Origin of the sequence: Solibacillus silvestris, assembly GCF_051967575.1 — a bacterium.
Lineage (GTDB): Bacteria > Bacillota > Bacilli > Bacillales_A > Planococcaceae > Solibacillus > Solibacillus silvestris_B.
This window is the reverse complement of record NZ_JBQCJW010000025.1, coordinates 36,309-50,373: the sequence shown is the minus strand read 5'-3', so window position 1 is coordinate 50,373 and position 14,065 is coordinate 36,309. Positions and strand designations below refer to the sequence as shown.

Below are 14,065 nucleotides of genomic sequence, written 5' to 3'. Positions count from 1 at the left end.
CCCTGAAACGCTTGATATACAACGTTTCTAGGGCTTTTAGTATTGCTAAATGCAACGCAATTTTATTAACGTGAGTAAGACATACCCATTCATCAAGTTGTTGTATTGACAAGGGTTAAGCGTAGTTTTTCATTTTCCGTCCCCCAAAAGTTACCCCAATCCGGGGGGAGAACAGCAAAATTTAGGCAAATTTCATAACATCTGCAATTACTTGTGCAGCACGTTTTTCATTTTCCTCAAAACTATGTGAATATACTTCCATAACCATTTTTGTAGTGTTACCCAACATTTTTGCTATTGTTGTAACAGGTACTCCGTTATTAATTAATATTGTTGCAAACGTATGCCGAAATCCATGCGGTGTAATTGTCTTTAATTTATTAGCGTTGATTACACGCTGTAGTGACTGACTGATATACGTATCAGAAATTGCTTCGCATGTTTGATAGGAGATTAAAGCAAAGCTAACTTCAAACTCTTTTTCATTGCGCCATTTCCCGTGAGCTAATAAATATTGTTTGGACCATGCTTTATATTTTTTTAAGGTGGCCATAAGTGATTCATCAACATTCAAAGTACGAATACTGTTTTCTGTTTTCGCTTTACGCTCGCCATACCGATCTCGAGTTCTTCCTATATTAATAGTAGATTTTTCGAAATCAATGTCTTTCCACCTCAATGCAGCAACTTCTCCACGACGCATCCCAGTAGCAGCAAGTAGGGCAAATACTGTGCAGACTGTTATGTTTTCATCTTTGTTCACGCATCTAAGAAACAAGGCTAGTTCTTCAGCGTTATAAACATTATCGCCGACTACATCTTTCTTCTCGCTATCATCCCCAGCGATTTGAATTTTCGTGAATCGATTACGTGTAATAATTTCGGCATCAACAGCACCATTAATCATTACTTTGAAAATGCGATGGTACAGCTTTATCGTACTTGTACTATATTTTTTGGCTATAAGTCCTTTAATATAAAGTGTTTTATAAGTCTCTTTGTCCAACTTGGCAAGCTTTTGATCACCGAGCAAAGGAATGATTTGCTGTTCAACAATCTTTCGACGTTGATTAATCGTCGTTACTTTCCACGTATTTTCATTTGCTTCAAGCCACTTGATGGCCCATTGTTTAATGGTGAGATTTTCATTTTCAATAAGTTTCGTATTACCTGCAGCAACTTCACTCTTAATTCGAAGCAATTCACGGAAGGCTATGTTTTCAGAAGTAAAGCCCCGAGCAGATTTTTCTTTACGACGACCGAAGGAGTCATAGTATCGATGCCTGTATGCGAACAATTTATTTTTGTTCGAATCAAAATACCAAAACAATTCTTTATCTTTCACACATTTATTCATTTTATAAGTTGTCATTTTTTCTGTCCTCTCGTCACTGGCGAGTGCAAAAAGAGACAGCTTCGATACATCACCTCCTATAAATGTATTTTTTTATTTAAATTTGAATTTTTTAATATTACAAGATCCATATATTTGATTTTAATTGGTCTAGGTTTGCTATAACTCATATCGAATGATTTCGTCATAGTGTACAAGTATGCATCCTCTTCATGGCGACCGAATTTATAGTTATCCTGAAAATATAGTAATCTTTGATAAGCAAATTCAAGAGTAACATTAAAATGTTTCGCTACATCTTCAGCGATTATGTAGGTTGTATTAAGTTCCGGATCTACTGAAAGTTTTAATAATTCATTGGATGGTATCAAAATGTTAGAAGCTAACTTAAATGCCTCTAATTCATTTTTATTAATTTCAACTGAATCAATATTTAATTGCGAGTGATTGTGTAAGTATAAATGAGAGAATTCATGAGCTAAATTAATTCTTTCGATTTGTTCATTTTCTGCAATGCAAAGAGTAATTATCCCTCGTCTGCCTTTCCCGGAAGATACTGCAGTATTTAGCCCATCACTCACTAATTCGAGATTTACTTTCATCCCGAATTTATCGCATAAATCATATAAATCTATTTCTAATAAAGACTTAATGTTTAACTTGTTACAAATCTCATTTACATACGATTCATACCTATCTTTATTTTTAGAAATAAGGAAGTCTCCAAGCACCATACCATCACTCCAAATAATCCTTATCATCTTCATCGATTTCTGATAATAATTTTTTTATTTTATCCCATGAACCAATCATCTGTTTAATTTTCTTTTCTGGATCCGACTTTAAATCCTCAAACGCTATTGGATGTTTTTTTAATTCTTGCAATATCTTAAAGTCATCTTCACTTAAAGTAATTTTTTTGTCAGCAATAATAACTTCATGTGTAATATCTTCTTCGTTCAAATAACCAGCGATTTGCATCAAATCGTTATAATCAACTTTTAATGCTTGTGCTATCTTTTCGATTGTTTGAGGTTTTGGTGTACCTCGCTTACCAGTTTCGATACGAGATAATTGTGCAGCGCTTATTTCTGCATACATTGCCACTTGATTAAGGGTCATTCCTTTAGAATCCCTAATCTTTTTTATATAAGCACCAAAATCAGTCATCATACCCCTCCTTAATCTATATTGTAAAATTTAAAATTACCAAAAGGAAATAAAATAGAGAATTTTTATATAAAAGTGTTGCCAAAAGGTAAAAACGGTGATATATTATTGCCATAAGGTAATTACCAAAAGGTAAAGAGGTGATATAAATGTCAAAACAAGCAATCTTTTTGGATAGTAATATTCTTCGCAATTACTTAAAGATCAATGGTATTTCAGAAGCAGAGTTCGCAAAAAATATAGGCGTCGCTCATAGTACAGTAAATCGGGTATTAAATGGTAAACGTAACCCAGGGGGGAAATTCATTTCAGGTGTATTAACAGAATATAAAGATTTATCCTTTAACGAGGTTTTTATTTTTGATACAGATTTACCAAAAGGTAATAAGACGGCATAGGAGGAATGAATGTGGAAAAAGAAAAAGTCGCAGTTATTGCTGAACAACTTACCGGTCTTACAAGTTCAGAATGGACTCGAATTAAACAAGTAGTTGATACGGAATTTAACTATAGAGCCGCCAAGGTGACGCTTGACGACCCTAAAGAGTTAAAACGTAGATTAGGTGTTGAATTTAACCTTCGACGATTTGCAGATAAATCGGACTGATTCTGTAGTCCTTGCCTTTGTAATGAATCATTACGTAATCCAATTGATACATCGTATGTTCCTTTTCTTTATTAAGTGGGCTCCATAGTTCTGCATTTTCTTCCCACCATATAAAGGGGCGAGTCATTTTTGGGCCCATACGGCAGTTATCATCATCGGAAAGGTTGACCCAATTACCTAATAAGTTTGCGTAAACTTGCAACATTTTCAACACCTCCAATCTATTAACAGTTTACCAGATTGGAGTAACAATAATTAGGAGGTTTTGCCATGAATCAATTAGTATTCATTGAAAATCAACAAGTTGTGACAGACAGCTTAACTATTTCAGAAGTGTTTAGAAAAGAACATTTTAATGTGACGAACGATATCAAAAATCAAATCAGTAAATTAGCTGAAGCTGGCGAGAAAGAATGGGGTGCCTTGAACTTTCAAGAGACCCATTATCAGCATCCGCAAAATAAACAACGGTATCCAAAATTCAACATGACCGAAGATGCGTTTACTCTTGTCGTTATGTCTTATGTGACACCAGAAGCGATGAAGATGAAAGTAAGATTCATTCAAGAATTCAAGCGTATGAGAAAGTTTATTGAAAAACAGGAACAGCAATCACAAGATCCGGTTGAACTAGCTTTACAAACATCCCTTATGAACTACCAGGAAATCAAAGGTATTAAAGAGGATGTAACTTATTTGAAAGATTCTATGCGAATTGACGGCATTCAGCAGAAGGCTATTCAATCAGCTGCTAAAGGCAAAGCGATTGATGCGCTAGGAGGCTTTGATACTAAAGCTTACAAAGCTTTAAGCAGCAAAACTTTCCGTTCTATTTGGAAAGAATTTAATACCTATTTCCAGTTGCCACGTTATGGGGAATTACCTAAAGCGAAATTCGATGAAGCGCTTTATTTTATTTCAAAATGGCGTCCGAGTGCTGCTTTAGAAATTGAAATCGAAGCATGTAACAGACAAGGAAATTTCCGTTTAGTTGATTAAAGAAAGGCGCTATACAAGCGCCACGGATAGGAGGTATGAAGATGGGAGCTTTAGCCACAGTTGAAGTGCAAGTGAACAATGAAATCATCGAAAAAACAGTAGAACGAAAAATTGATTCTTACCTTACACCAACACTACGTATGGTCACTGAAAAACATCTTTGTAAGATGTATAGCATGTCACCTAACGAATTGGCGCCGCTATTATTTGATGCAAAAGTTCGCATTCATGAGCGCCGAAAAGGTGAGAGAGGAAAAAGACGTTGGTTTTATCCCGAGGTCCAACAAGCCTTAGATGAAGTAATTAATGAAAACTTTTAAAAATTAACACTGGCGAGTGCTAATAAAGAGCAGCAGTCCAGGGCAATGGACTGCTAATAAATCATACAGCCGAGGGCAATCGGCAGATTTAGAAGAGCCAGGGCAATGGCTCAATAGCAAGTTAAGTTGTCTTGCTTAATGTAAGTATATAACTATTTTACAAATAAATGTGTTCTATCTGCGAACATTGGCACCATCAAAAGCTGATGTTCGAATTTCGAACACAGGGGGAGATAGACAATGCAAGGTGTACATTTAAAGCAGTTTCGCGAACAGGCGAAGCTAACGCAGCAACAACTCGCTGACAAAATATTTAAGTCTCGTACAGCAATATCGAAAATTGAAAATGACGAGCAGGAGATCACGCTGGGGACTTTCAAGGATTGGGTCATAGCGACAAATTGCGAGGTGCAGGCAGCAGTCGTTTTATTCGGAACAGAAATTTTTGCACAAGCTTCACAGGTTTTATCTTTAGTACCAGCATTCATTCGATTTTCAATCTTTTAGGGGGTTACGGAATGTTAAAAGCAGTACGCAATTACTTTTTTGAAGAAGATGCAAAAGTGGGAGCGTCAGACGTGGCCGTCTTAATAATAGTAGCAGCAAGCTTACTGTTCGCAGGCTACGCAATCTATCAAATGGGAGGGTTTTAATTGATCAGATGGTTATATCGTTGGTCCAATTTATCAACGCAACAACGTTTATTACTCAGCTCAGGGCAAATAAAAAACCGTTAATCGATGCAACGATCAACGGCTCAGGAATTTACCACAAATTCTACTTATATTATATCAAATTTTATCAGACAGTGCGAGAAGAATCTCGCTCTCGTCAAGCAGTCCTCAATCGGTTGGTTAGCCGGTCCTCGTGGAGTATTGAGGGTTGCTTGATGGGATTAGCAATCTGCCTATAATACCGAGCCCAGTACGCCATGACCTGCATGTAGGAGCGAGCGACAGCATTTAGCCCCAGCGGCGATGACCGTATTGTAGTTGGATTGGTGGTCAACCATCGGAAAGCAGGTGAAAATATGTGGGGTAATAAAGTCGAGTGTCCATATTGCGAACGTGAAAATGATGTATCGGACGCATTGCAGGATTTAGACAACGACAACAAGACCGACTGGGAGTGCGGTTACTGCGGCGAAGAATTTGAATTACAAGCAGAATTTGAACCAACTTGGGGCGCAAGCAAAATTGAGTATGTTGAATGTGAATGTTGCGGCGATGTCAGCAGGGAGTTTAAAAGACGCGGAAAGGTTATTCCTTACCCGGAAACTTATAAAGAAAATGTACTTTGTGAAAGTTGTTGGCGTGCTGGTGTATTAGCAGATATGAAAGGAGCTGAATAGTTTGAAAGAGTCAGCACACGATAATTGCGGCGAGTGCCGAAAGGATTTTAGCCCGGGGGAGATTGTCTATTATACCTGGTACGAAAATCTGACGTTCTGCGGTAAATGCAAGCGGATCATGAATGAGCGTGTTACGCCGTCTTATCTGGATTGGCAAGAGCGCATTAAAAAATAAGGAGTGATTTTATGTCAATGGTAGAAGGTTTGAAAAATGCTGCAGCAATCATCGCAAATTATCATTTGAAATCAGTAATTTCAGTTGATTGCGATAGTCAAGGAACACGTATTCAAATTTATGACGAAACCGAATTGGAGAAAATCAGCAATTTAGTAACCAATGAAACCAAGCCGAATATCAGTCGCACTTATGTGATGATCAGCGGCGTCAAAATTTTCGCCGTTACAAGCGATGTATCAAATTGGTTAGAGGAGATCGCGTGATGATTGAGGTTGAAAACACAACGTACAGTGGCATCGGTAAAACGTTCAGTGGTTTATATGATTCTTTCACACAATTGGTAGATTAAACGTGAGCTGTTACGAGCAGCTGATCACTTTAATAGAAGTTTATCACGATAATTACCCAATCATTGCATAAGAAAACCGCTGTTACGAGCAGCGGTTTGGATTAGGCCCATGACCAAATAATTTATTCCAGTTTAACTCATGGGCTTAGTTTTATCAAATACAACCTATCAGGAGGTTCTTTATATGAACAAATTACAGGAGCAAGAATTATTCGAACTGGAAGAACAACACCAGCAGGAACGAAAAGTATTCGTTATTACGGATTTAAACGGTCTGAACTGGGCGTTTCGTAAAATGAGTGCCATTCAAGCGAAATTAAATGAAGTGAAGCAACTGGCAGATGCGGAACGCGAGCGTATTGCTGATTGGGAGAAGAAAGAAAGTGCTGCATATCAAGATGATTTAGCTTTCTTCTCTCATAAAATCAGTGAATACCATGCATCAGTATTAGCAAACGATCCGAAAGCAAAATCCATTAAAACACCATATGGCGTAGCAAAATCGACAACAAGCAAAGCACAACCGGAAAAAGCAGATGAACAGGCATTAATTGAATACGCCAAAACAAACGAGCTTGACTTTGTAGAGGTCGAAACGAAGGAAAAGCTTAAATGGGCAGAGTTAAAGAAAACGCTCCGTGTGGTTGAATCTGACGGTGAATTAATTGTAGTTGATGCAGATGGACAAGTAGTGCCAGGTGTAGCAGTAAAACCGGAAACAGTCTCCTTCAAAGTAGAGGTGAGTGACTAATGATTTTTTCAGGGAGTAATTCGGAGGTTTCTGCAGCTATCGCAAAAGCATGGTCACAAATTGAAACGCCTAAGCATAATGCGACGGTGAAAGTTAACACAAAAAGTGGTGGCTCTTATTCTTTTGATTATACCGACTTAAACGGCATTTTTGAGGCAGTGCGTGAAGTTTATAAAGAGCACGGCATTGCAATCGTGCAAAACAGTTATACCGAAATTGGTCAAAATGGCTTGTTAGCGTGTGTAGAGACAATGTTTTTGCACAGTTCGGGGGAGTGGGTAAAATCTTATGCATTAAAATTCCCTGCAGCTGGTGGTATGCAAGATTTTGGGGGTCAAATCACTTACATGAAGCGATATAGCTTATCGGCAATGTTGGGGATTGCTACCGAAAAAGATGATGATGCGAACGGCGCTAGTGGCAATACGTACGATTATTCAAAGAGTAACAGTAATAGTGGTGGCCAACGTTCATCTGTACCAATGCCGAAAGATGCAAAAGAGGCAGGCGCAATTGCATTATCCTTCGGCAAACATAAAGGAAAAACTCTAAGCCAATTATGGCGAGAAGATAACCAATATATCATGTGGCTTGCTGAAAACGAAAAGACGGACAACGTCATTAAAGAAGCTATTGGCATGATGCAGGTTGCGGCAGCACAAAAACAAGCACAACAAAAAATGGAGCAAGGGGCTTAATGCCCCAAGCTTTTAGATAGCGAGGGATTATATGGAATGCCCATACTGCACAGGTCCAGTCGAATTTACGAGCAGCAAGCAATTTTACGGCAAAGATTACGGCATCAATATTTATGTCTGTTACCCATGCGACGCTTATGTAGGTACACATGGCAAAGGTAAAACACCAAAAGGGACGCTGGCCAATAAACAACTACGTTTACTACGCATGACGGCACACTCAATCTTTGATCCGTTATGGAAAGGTAAGCATCGCAAAATGGGGCGCAATGGGGCTTATCGTTTAATGCAAAAGCTTATGGATTTAGCGCCAGAAGAGGCGCATATCGCGATGTTTAATGAAGATCAGTGTCGCTTGTTAATTGACAAAATTAAAGAATATCGAGGGCTTCGTTAGTTTAGGAGAGTCAGGGCAATGACTCTATCAGTAAAAAGATTTTAGGAGGGCTAGGGCAATGGGCATCGTAAGGGTAGATACAGCGTTTCATACGGTATTTGACGGCGAGAAATTTAGTCACTTGTCAGATGCCAGTGGACACTTAATGACTCAGGATCAATGGCAAGAATTGAAAAAGGTTATGAATGAACTTTATAAAGTTCACAGCGATTATGCAATCAGAAAATATAACGAGGGCGCAGTAGAGCGTCGTATGGTAGAGACGCGTAAATATGTAGCTGAAAATCACCAAAAGAAACCTAAGAAACCGGGTGTTGTTTACTTCTTGAGTTATGAAAGGCACGGGATAAAGATTGGCTATACAAGAAATTTACAAGGTCGTTTGAGTCAACTACGTATAGCTTCACCTTTCCCTTTAACTTTAATCGGCTCCATTGAAACAGATGATCCAGAAGGTTTAGAACGCTATGCCCATCAATTCTTTGAAGCTTACAAGATTAATAGTGAATGGTTTTCAATAGATGAAATAGAAATTTTCGACTTTATTAACAGATATCAAAAATGAGGTGAAGGGCAATGACTCAGGGAACGCATGACAGCGTCAAAATGGAAGGTGTTTTAAAGAACGGATATGGTCTTTCACCAAAAATGGTTATGAAGGACAAACGGCTATCCATTGAAGCGAAGGCGATTTATGCATACATGTCATCTTATGCTGGGCATTCAGAAACCGCATTCCCTTCTGTCGGTTTAATGTGTTCGGACTTAGGCATATCGGAAGCTAGATTACGAAAACACAGAAATATGCTTGTTGATTGTGGCTACATTGAAATCGAACGGGAAAGCCCACAAGAAGGTAAGTTCGGGAAGAACGTTTACACCATCAAACAGTTAGTTCCTGAACCAACCATACAAAACAGCAGGATGGTAAAAACCAACCATACAAAACACCATGATGGTGATTTACCAGCACGGCAAAACGTTAGCACTAATAATAACAGTTCTTTTAATAATAACAGTATTACTAATAACAACAGTAATAACAAAGAAGAAGAAAAAGGCTCTCAAAATCCTTTCATCTTCTACCAAGAAAATGGGTTCGGTGTGCTTAGCAGCTTTGTATCAGACAAGTTAAATAACTGGATTGATGATTTATCGGAAGAACATGTTATTTACGCTATGCAGATTGCTGTTGAAAACAATTCAATTCGCTGGAATTACGTTGAAAAGATTTTAAAAGATTGGTTTAACCGTAACTTAATAACATTGGAAGCAGTACATGCAGCACGTGCGCAATTTGAAGCACAGAAAGGTGGCAAAACAAATGGAATCAATCCAAGACAACAAAGCTCTACAAGAGTTGATGCAGAGGAGCGACTTCGCCAACAGACTGAACGCCTTAAAGGCTTCTTACAGCCAGATGGGGATTCAACTACAAACGGTTCCTAATGATAAATGTGCTTTTTCTGAATGTGACGGAAGTGGAGTGTTGCATTTTATTAACTGGACGAAAAAAGCAGATGCCATTGAAAACCCTACGAAATATTACATGAAAGACCATGAAATTGAGTGGACGGAAAAATGTAAATGTGTAGATCAATCGGAATTTGAACGTAAGGTAACATCGTCTGGCATTCCAGGTAAGTACAGCAAAGCTAAAGTACATGGCTTCGGGATAGATTGCTATAAAAAACCTGAAAGCCAAACAGCAGCACGAATTGCTAAGCAAATGGCCGTTAATTACGTAGAGAAATACAAGGAGCTTTTATCCTTCAAGAAAAACGGACTCTATTTATATAGCACCACAAAAGGTAGTGGGAAAACAAGGTTAGCCAGTAGCATAGCAAACGGCTTAATCAAATTGCATAAGCAAAGCGTACTGTTCTTAAAAGCTACCGACATTTCGCCACAAATACGGAAAACATATAAAAAAGATTCAGAGAGTACGGAGGAAGATGTGCTCCGAGCATTCCGGAATGTGGATGTATTAATCATTGACGATTTGGCCGTAAGCACTGAAAAGGATTTTACCGAGGATTTAATTGGACGGATTTTAGATCATCGCATGGACAAGGGTGCAGTAACCATCATTACATCCAATAAAACCATCGATGAATTGAAAGAACATTTCCCGAAAGGCATTATTGCCAGTCGAGTGAAGAAGATGTGTTATGAGGTGTTAATGCCGGAAGAATCCGTTCGTGATGAAGAAGCTGAGCAGGAAAATCGTGAATTTGAAAATTTATTATTTGGAAAGAATGAGGGCGCTTAGGCGCTCTCGATTGGAGGATAAATGTGGAGAAGATAAAACTCACTCAGGCGCAAATCGACGCTATCAACAAAGCGCTAAGTCATTACGGAGACGCTGATTATTTAGTTGAAATGCATCAAAACGTAATAAACAAGGGGCACGAATGGTCACAGTGGAATGCCCTTAATGAGTTGTCGGTCACTGCTTTAAGTCATGCGCTTAAATATGGTTTCGAGGTGGAAGAGCAACCCGAATGGCAGCATATCTCGACTTCGTTCAACGAAAATTACGACAAACTTTTAGCGATATTCGAATCTATCGGAAAAACGACTACCGAGGAACTACTAGTCGAACAAGATTACGAATTAGCTAGTTTGAGCTATGCCATGCAGCAGAAAGATCAGTCTGAAATAGAGCGAAGCAAAAAGCGGTTAGCTGAAATACACAAGGAATTGGAGGGCTTGGGATGACAGAGGAACAGTTACAGGTGATTAAAATGCGAGCAAAGTACGCCACAGATGGACCGTGGAAAGTTGTAAAAAGTGAAGAATTCGGCATGCAAATTGGTACTGCTTGGGAGCATGGCCAGCTAAAAGCGGGTGTACCAATTGTTACAACGGAACATGGCATAGATGGTGTGACGGTTTATATAAATAAGGACAACGCTGAATTTATCGCTAATGCTCGTGAAGATGTACCAGCATTACTTCAACAAGTTACTAGTTTGCAAGATGAATATGAGCGCATGAAGCAGAGTCGAAATCATTGGCATAGCGTTGCTGTTGGAAGAAGAATGGCGACAACAGAATTAAAAGACCACCTAGACCGCACTGAACTAGCCGAGGTAAAAGCACGAATGGAGATTGAAGCACTCGGCGGATATTTTAACGCATTAATCAGACAACGCGATAGACAGCTGGAGGGTGAAAGAAAAGGCTCTCAGCGTGTTCAGGCGGAAAATGAGCAGTTACGTGAAGCGCTAACTATCATTTTGGAAGATGAGGCGCCGAATTGTGACGGTTACGAAACATTGATACATGCTACGGCACGCAAAGCATTGGCAGGTGAATCTAATGACTAATCCATTTATCGACAGAATCGGCTACGAAAATAATGAGTTTGCACGTATCGATTGGTACGACGAAAACGCTATAAAAGTCCATCATACGTTTTGTTATGACGAAGATGACGTTGAAACGGCTTATTACAATTACCTGATGCCCGGTAGCATTTACAGTCAGTGGCATCCGAAAATTATATTTATGAGCAAGCCAATACAGCGTGAGGCGGCATCAATAAGCTGTCGAGCATCATAAGGGAGGAAACAAGAATGAATCTAGCATTCTTAAAAATAGACGAAATCTTCGAACATATTGAATACAAAACTATCCAGATACCAGCGGGCGGCATTCAGTTTAAACATGAAAATGAAACCATCGCATCAGCCGAGCCCATCGAAATCAAAATGACACACACCGGCGATTTTATGAACGTTGTGCGCTATGTACCATTTGCCGTTTATTTAGATCAGTCGCTTGAGGCGGCCCAGCTGATTGGGGTATCCATTTTTAGCATTGTAGCGCATGAGGACGTACAGTGCGCCATCTATTCGGAATTACCGAAACGTTGCAAGGTGGTTCCGTTGTTTAAGCCAATGGATGAGCACGCGCTGTTTGCGCAAGAATATGGGGCTGCTTATGGGCAGTTGCTGGGGGTGTAGGGATGAAATTAAATGAGTACCAAGAATTAGCTAAACGCACGGCTAATCATAACCAGGATTTCGCCCTTGCAAATTGGGGATTAGGTTTAACAGGTGAAGCAGGTGAAGTTGGCGACTTAATTAAAAAGGCAGTCTTTCACGATCACGTAATTGACCAGGTAGAGATTAAAAAAGAATTGGGCGATGTACTTTGGTATCTTGCTCAAATTGCTACATCAGCAGGTCTGTCATTGGAAGAAGTAGCCACAGAAAATATCGAAAAACTTAAACGACGCTACCCAGATGGCTTTAGTACCGAAGCAAGCATTAATAGAGTTGATGTGAAAAAGGCAGGTGGTTACTAATGAAACTATGTGGACGCTGCAACAGGCAGTTAAAAACAAGTAAAAGCATGGAGCTAGGGTTTGGTCCAGTTTGCTACAAAAAACATCAGCAGGAACTGGCAGACGCTGAATTTGAGCGTAATCAAGTGACGATCGACGAGGTGATACAAGATGACGAGCTTACAAGTGCAAATCGGCGAGCGTCTTAAGTCGGTGAGAAATGCACTTGGCTACACCCTTCAACACTTAGCAAGTGTAACAGAGATGCACATTAATTCTCTTATGCGTATTGAAGGCGGTAAAGGCGAACCGAATTTAATCAAGGTCGCGAAACTATGCGAGTTTTACGACATCTCAATCGATTCATTGGTTTTTGACACGGGCAAGCAGTTTGAGGACTTACTAAATGACCTGAGAGGAGTTACGTATGATGTACGTGGAGCTGGTTAAGCGTATGGATCAAGACAAACTGGTTTTAGTGGGCTATTTCACGAAACACGAATTGAAAATATTAAAAGTCGAGGGCTATCGACAATTGCCATTCAATAAAAACGGTATACGAGTGGCTTAGGAGGTATAGGGCAATGATTCAAACGTTATCACTTTTCGGTGGTATTGCTGCAGATGATAAGGCGTGGAAAAAGTTAGGTATTCCAACCAAAAAAATTGATTATGTAGAAATACAACCAAATCGAGTGCGTGCATATAACGCACTCAATCCCTTTAAATATTCACCGCAAGATATTCGAGGGTGGAACTTGAAACCAGACATATTAGTTCATGGTAGTCCATGCCAATCGTTTAGTCGTGTAGGGCAACGCGAAGGGGGCGAAAAAGGCAGCGGGACCCAATCTTCATTAATGCATGAAACATTAAGAATAATAAAAGAAATGGGATCATGGCAACCCAAAATAGTTGTCTGGGAAAATGTAAAAGGCGTACTGGATAAAGGGATGATCGGCGCTTTCAATCAATATCTCCATGAAATGAGTGAACTTGGTTACACCAATTCGTTTGATGTACTGGATGCTCGTGATTTTGGCATACCTCATGCCAGAGAAAGAGTATTTTGCGTCAGTATTTTAGGAGAGAAAGCATTCGACTTTAGAAAACTGAAAAGAAAAACAATGCGGCATATCAGCGAATTGCTGGAATACAAATTCGATGATGAAGTACCGGAACAATATTTAATTACAATTCCTTCAATGCTTAATAAGATCTCTGAAATTAATCCGGTTAAGCCGTCAGACACTTACAAACGCCGGCTCGATGAAATAGTGGAGTTCTGTTACACCATTACAGAGCGCCAGGACCGTTGTCCAAACGCTGGCTATATTAAATGCGCACAGGGTTATCGCTATTTAACGGAGTTGGAAGTATGCAGATTATTAGGTTATGACGACAGCGATTATAAAAAGCTGCTAAAAGAGTTTCCTGGAAAGCCAGGTAAACGAAATTCAGTGATTTATGCATTATTCGGCAACAGCATTGTAGTAGATGTATTAGAGGCTATATTTGAGCTTATTATTTCCGGGGATTATGCGAAAGAACTTTTTGAAGAAACCAAAGGACAATTGCAGTTCGTTTGTTAGGAGGG

At 39.3% G+C, this 14,065-nt stretch carries 27 protein-coding genes; 23 read left to right on the top strand and 4 right to left on the bottom strand.

Annotation, left to right across the window (positions count from 1 at the left end; translation table 11 throughout):
• Window positions 1–181 precede the first annotated feature (181 nt).
• Genes ACTHOQ_RS14265 through ACTHOQ_RS14255 form a run of 3 tightly spaced genes read right to left on the bottom strand, consistent with a single transcriptional unit; the run spans window position 182 to window position 2,524 of the window.
• Window positions 182–1,372: a tyrosine-type recombinase/integrase gene (locus tag ACTHOQ_RS14265; RefSeq protein ID WP_440496817.1), complete on the bottom strand. Its 1,191-nt coding sequence runs from the start codon at window positions 1,370–1,372 to the stop codon at window positions 182–184.
• Between the two features lie 59 nt (window positions 1,373–1,431).
• Window positions 1,432–2,088 carry an ImmA/IrrE family metallo-endopeptidase gene (locus tag ACTHOQ_RS14260; RefSeq protein ID WP_440496816.1) on the bottom strand — a complete coding sequence of 219 codons (657 nt, stop codon included), beginning with the start codon at window positions 2,086–2,088 and terminating at the stop codon, window positions 1,432–1,434.
• Between the two features lie 4 nt (window positions 2,089–2,092).
• On the bottom strand, window positions 2,093–2,524 hold the full coding sequence (locus tag ACTHOQ_RS14255) for a helix-turn-helix domain-containing protein (RefSeq protein WP_440496815.1): 432 nt from the start codon (window positions 2,522–2,524) through the stop codon (window positions 2,093–2,095).
• A 149-nt stretch (window positions 2,525–2,673) separates the two neighbouring features.
• Here ACTHOQ_RS14255 and ACTHOQ_RS14250 point away from each other — a divergent pair, with 149 nt between their 5' ends.
• Complete coding sequence (locus ACTHOQ_RS14250; protein ID WP_440496814.1) at window positions 2,674–2,922, top strand: helix-turn-helix transcriptional regulator; 249 nt, start codon at window positions 2,674–2,676, stop codon at window positions 2,920–2,922.
• A gap of 11 nt (window positions 2,923–2,933) precedes the next feature.
• Window positions 2,934–3,131 (top strand): hypothetical protein, encoded by a 198-nt coding sequence (locus tag ACTHOQ_RS14245; RefSeq protein ID WP_440496813.1) that lies wholly within the window; start codon window positions 2,934–2,936, stop codon window positions 3,129–3,131.
• On the opposite strand, the gene ACTHOQ_RS14240 is transcribed toward ACTHOQ_RS14245, so the two are convergent.
• Window positions 3,097–3,336, bottom strand: a complete 240-nt coding sequence (locus ACTHOQ_RS14240) for a hypothetical protein (RefSeq protein ID WP_440496812.1) — start codon at window positions 3,334–3,336, stop codon at window positions 3,097–3,099. The genes ACTHOQ_RS14245 and ACTHOQ_RS14240 overlap by 35 nt on opposite strands.
• 65 nt (window positions 3,337–3,401) lie before the next feature.
• On the opposite strand from ACTHOQ_RS14240, the gene ACTHOQ_RS14235 reads away from it, so the two are divergent.
• From ACTHOQ_RS14235 to ACTHOQ_RS14135, 21 genes are all read left to right on the top strand, one after another.
• Entirely contained in the window at window positions 3,402–4,130 is a 729-nt protein-coding gene (locus ACTHOQ_RS14235; protein WP_440496811.1) for a Rha family transcriptional regulator, read from the top strand.
• Between the two features lie 41 nt (window positions 4,131–4,171).
• Window positions 4,172–4,450, top strand: coding sequence for a hypothetical protein (locus ACTHOQ_RS14230; RefSeq protein ID WP_440496810.1), 279 nt, complete (start codon window positions 4,172–4,174; stop codon window positions 4,448–4,450).
• 240 nt (window positions 4,451–4,690) lie between these two features.
• A complete protein-coding gene (locus ACTHOQ_RS14225) occupies window positions 4,691–4,957 on the top strand; it encodes a helix-turn-helix domain-containing protein (protein WP_440496809.1) in 267 nt (88 codons plus the stop codon).
• 11 nt (window positions 4,958–4,968) lie between these two features.
• On the top strand, window positions 4,969–5,103 hold the full coding sequence (locus ACTHOQ_RS14220) for a hypothetical protein (protein WP_440496808.1): 135 nt from the start codon (window positions 4,969–4,971) through the stop codon (window positions 5,101–5,103).
• Between the two features lie 377 nt (window positions 5,104–5,480).
• Window positions 5,481–5,801, top strand: coding sequence for a hypothetical protein (locus ACTHOQ_RS14215; protein ID WP_440496807.1), 321 nt, complete (start codon window positions 5,481–5,483; stop codon window positions 5,799–5,801).
• A gap of 186 nt (window positions 5,802–5,987) precedes the next feature.
• A complete protein-coding gene (locus ACTHOQ_RS14210) occupies window positions 5,988–6,242 on the top strand; it encodes a hypothetical protein (RefSeq protein ID WP_440496806.1) in 255 nt (84 codons plus the stop codon).
• Between the two features lie 270 nt (window positions 6,243–6,512).
• Entirely contained in the window at window positions 6,513–7,079 is a 567-nt protein-coding gene (locus tag ACTHOQ_RS14205; RefSeq protein ID WP_440496805.1) for a host-nuclease inhibitor Gam family protein, read from the top strand.
• Window positions 7,079–7,777 carry an ERF family protein gene (locus ACTHOQ_RS14200; RefSeq protein WP_440496804.1) on the top strand — a complete coding sequence of 233 codons (699 nt, stop codon included), beginning with the start codon at window positions 7,079–7,081 and terminating at the stop codon, window positions 7,775–7,777. Before ACTHOQ_RS14205 ends, ACTHOQ_RS14200 begins: the two co-directional genes overlap by 1 nt.
• A 31-nt stretch (window positions 7,778–7,808) precedes the next feature.
• Window positions 7,809–8,174: a zinc-finger-containing protein gene (locus ACTHOQ_RS14195; protein WP_440496803.1), complete on the top strand. Its 366-nt coding sequence runs from the start codon at window positions 7,809–7,811 to the stop codon at window positions 8,172–8,174.
• 58 nt (window positions 8,175–8,232) lie between these two features.
• Window positions 8,233–8,739, top strand: a complete 507-nt coding sequence (locus ACTHOQ_RS14190; protein WP_440496802.1) for a GIY-YIG nuclease family protein — start codon at window positions 8,233–8,235, stop codon at window positions 8,737–8,739.
• 11 nt (window positions 8,740–8,750) lie between these two features.
• Entirely contained in the window at window positions 8,751–9,623 is an 873-nt protein-coding gene (locus ACTHOQ_RS14185) for a DnaD domain protein (protein ID WP_440496801.1), read from the top strand.
• Entirely contained in the window at window positions 9,508–10,446 is a 939-nt protein-coding gene (locus ACTHOQ_RS14180) for a DnaA ATPase domain-containing protein (protein WP_440496819.1), read from the top strand. The genes ACTHOQ_RS14185 and ACTHOQ_RS14180 overlap by 116 nt, the downstream gene beginning before the upstream one ends.
• 23 nt (window positions 10,447–10,469) lie before the next feature.
• Window positions 10,470–10,895, top strand: a complete 426-nt coding sequence (locus tag ACTHOQ_RS14175) for a YkzI domain-containing protein (protein WP_440496800.1) — start codon at window positions 10,470–10,472, stop codon at window positions 10,893–10,895.
• The gene (locus tag ACTHOQ_RS14170) at window positions 10,892–11,506 is read left to right on the top strand and encodes a hypothetical protein (RefSeq protein WP_440496799.1); all 615 of its coding nucleotides are present in this window, start codon (window positions 10,892–10,894) and stop codon (window positions 11,504–11,506) included. Before ACTHOQ_RS14175 ends, ACTHOQ_RS14170 begins: the two co-directional genes overlap by 4 nt.
• On the top strand, window positions 11,499–11,741 hold the full coding sequence (locus ACTHOQ_RS14165) for a hypothetical protein (protein ID WP_440496798.1): 243 nt from the start codon (window positions 11,499–11,501) through the stop codon (window positions 11,739–11,741). Before ACTHOQ_RS14170 ends, ACTHOQ_RS14165 begins: the two co-directional genes overlap by 8 nt.
• 14 nt (window positions 11,742–11,755) lie before the next feature.
• Window positions 11,756–12,145, top strand: coding sequence for a molecular chaperone (locus ACTHOQ_RS14160; protein ID WP_440496797.1), 390 nt, complete (start codon window positions 11,756–11,758; stop codon window positions 12,143–12,145).
• Window positions 12,146–12,147: 2 nt separating this feature from the next.
• Entirely contained in the window at window positions 12,148–12,489 is a 342-nt protein-coding gene (locus ACTHOQ_RS14155) for a nucleoside triphosphate pyrophosphohydrolase family protein (protein WP_440496796.1), read from the top strand.
• Window positions 12,489–12,677 (top strand): DUF6011 domain-containing protein, encoded by a 189-nt coding sequence (locus ACTHOQ_RS14150; RefSeq protein ID WP_440496795.1) that lies wholly within the window; start codon window positions 12,489–12,491, stop codon window positions 12,675–12,677. The genes ACTHOQ_RS14155 and ACTHOQ_RS14150 overlap by 1 nt, the downstream gene beginning before the upstream one ends.
• Window positions 12,640–12,918 (top strand): helix-turn-helix domain-containing protein, encoded by a 279-nt coding sequence (locus tag ACTHOQ_RS14145; RefSeq protein ID WP_440496794.1) that lies wholly within the window; start codon window positions 12,640–12,642, stop codon window positions 12,916–12,918. Before ACTHOQ_RS14150 ends, ACTHOQ_RS14145 begins: the two co-directional genes overlap by 38 nt.
• Window positions 12,899–13,039 (top strand): hypothetical protein, encoded by a 141-nt coding sequence (locus ACTHOQ_RS14140; RefSeq protein WP_440496793.1) that lies wholly within the window; start codon window positions 12,899–12,901, stop codon window positions 13,037–13,039. Before ACTHOQ_RS14145 ends, ACTHOQ_RS14140 begins: the two co-directional genes overlap by 20 nt.
• A gap of 13 nt (window positions 13,040–13,052) precedes the next feature.
• Window positions 13,053–14,060 carry a DNA cytosine methyltransferase gene (locus ACTHOQ_RS14135; protein WP_440496792.1) on the top strand — a complete coding sequence of 336 codons (1,008 nt, stop codon included), beginning with the start codon at window positions 13,053–13,055 and terminating at the stop codon, window positions 14,058–14,060.
• Window positions 14,061–14,065: the final 5 nt, after the last annotated feature.

Excerpts from the sequence above, each read along its gene's own strand:
- ACTHOQ_RS14265 (WP_440496817.1), bottom strand. The coding sequence starts at position 1,372 with ATGACAACTTATAAAATGAATAAATGTGTGAAAGATAAAGAATTGTTT.
- ACTHOQ_RS14260 (WP_440496816.1), bottom strand. The coding sequence starts at position 2,088 with ATGGTGCTTGGAGACTTCCTTATTTCTAAAAATAAAGATAGGTATGAA.
- ACTHOQ_RS14255 (WP_440496815.1), bottom strand. The coding sequence starts at position 2,524 with ATGACTGATTTTGGTGCTTATATAAAAAAGATTAGGGATTCTAAAGGA.
- ACTHOQ_RS14250 (WP_440496814.1), top strand. The coding sequence starts at position 2,674 with ATGTCAAAACAAGCAATCTTTTTGGATAGTAATATTCTTCGCAATTAC.
- ACTHOQ_RS14240 (WP_440496812.1), bottom strand. The coding sequence starts at position 3,336 with ATGTTGCAAGTTTACGCAAACTTATTAGGTAATTGGGTCAACCTTTCC.
- ACTHOQ_RS14235 (WP_440496811.1), top strand. The coding sequence starts at position 3,402 with ATGAATCAATTAGTATTCATTGAAAATCAACAAGTTGTGACAGACAGC.
- ACTHOQ_RS14230 (WP_440496810.1), top strand. The coding sequence starts at position 4,172 with ATGGGAGCTTTAGCCACAGTTGAAGTGCAAGTGAACAATGAAATCATC.
- ACTHOQ_RS14225 (WP_440496809.1), top strand. The coding sequence starts at position 4,691 with ATGCAAGGTGTACATTTAAAGCAGTTTCGCGAACAGGCGAAGCTAACG.
- ACTHOQ_RS14220 (WP_440496808.1), top strand. The coding sequence starts at position 4,969 with ATGTTAAAAGCAGTACGCAATTACTTTTTTGAAGAAGATGCAAAAGTG.
- ACTHOQ_RS14215 (WP_440496807.1), top strand. The coding sequence starts at position 5,481 with ATGTGGGGTAATAAAGTCGAGTGTCCATATTGCGAACGTGAAAATGAT.
- ACTHOQ_RS14210 (WP_440496806.1), top strand. The coding sequence starts at position 5,988 with ATGTCAATGGTAGAAGGTTTGAAAAATGCTGCAGCAATCATCGCAAAT.
- ACTHOQ_RS14205 (WP_440496805.1), top strand. The coding sequence starts at position 6,513 with ATGAACAAATTACAGGAGCAAGAATTATTCGAACTGGAAGAACAACAC.
- ACTHOQ_RS14200 (WP_440496804.1), top strand. The coding sequence starts at position 7,079 with ATGATTTTTTCAGGGAGTAATTCGGAGGTTTCTGCAGCTATCGCAAAA.
- ACTHOQ_RS14195 (WP_440496803.1), top strand. The coding sequence starts at position 7,809 with ATGGAATGCCCATACTGCACAGGTCCAGTCGAATTTACGAGCAGCAAG.
- ACTHOQ_RS14190 (WP_440496802.1), top strand. The coding sequence starts at position 8,233 with ATGGGCATCGTAAGGGTAGATACAGCGTTTCATACGGTATTTGACGGC.
- ACTHOQ_RS14185 (WP_440496801.1), top strand. The coding sequence starts at position 8,751 with ATGACTCAGGGAACGCATGACAGCGTCAAAATGGAAGGTGTTTTAAAG.
- ACTHOQ_RS14170 (WP_440496799.1), top strand. The coding sequence starts at position 10,892 with ATGACAGAGGAACAGTTACAGGTGATTAAAATGCGAGCAAAGTACGCC.
- ACTHOQ_RS14165 (WP_440496798.1), top strand. The coding sequence starts at position 11,499 with ATGACTAATCCATTTATCGACAGAATCGGCTACGAAAATAATGAGTTT.
- ACTHOQ_RS14160 (WP_440496797.1), top strand. The coding sequence starts at position 11,756 with ATGAATCTAGCATTCTTAAAAATAGACGAAATCTTCGAACATATTGAA.
- ACTHOQ_RS14155 (WP_440496796.1), top strand. The coding sequence starts at position 12,148 with ATGAAATTAAATGAGTACCAAGAATTAGCTAAACGCACGGCTAATCAT.
- ACTHOQ_RS14150 (WP_440496795.1), top strand. The coding sequence starts at position 12,489 with ATGAAACTATGTGGACGCTGCAACAGGCAGTTAAAAACAAGTAAAAGC.
- ACTHOQ_RS14145 (WP_440496794.1), top strand. The coding sequence starts at position 12,640 with ATGACGAGCTTACAAGTGCAAATCGGCGAGCGTCTTAAGTCGGTGAGA.
- ACTHOQ_RS14140 (WP_440496793.1), top strand. The coding sequence starts at position 12,899 with ATGTACGTGGAGCTGGTTAAGCGTATGGATCAAGACAAACTGGTTTTA.
- ACTHOQ_RS14135 (WP_440496792.1), top strand. The coding sequence starts at position 13,053 with ATGATTCAAACGTTATCACTTTTCGGTGGTATTGCTGCAGATGATAAG.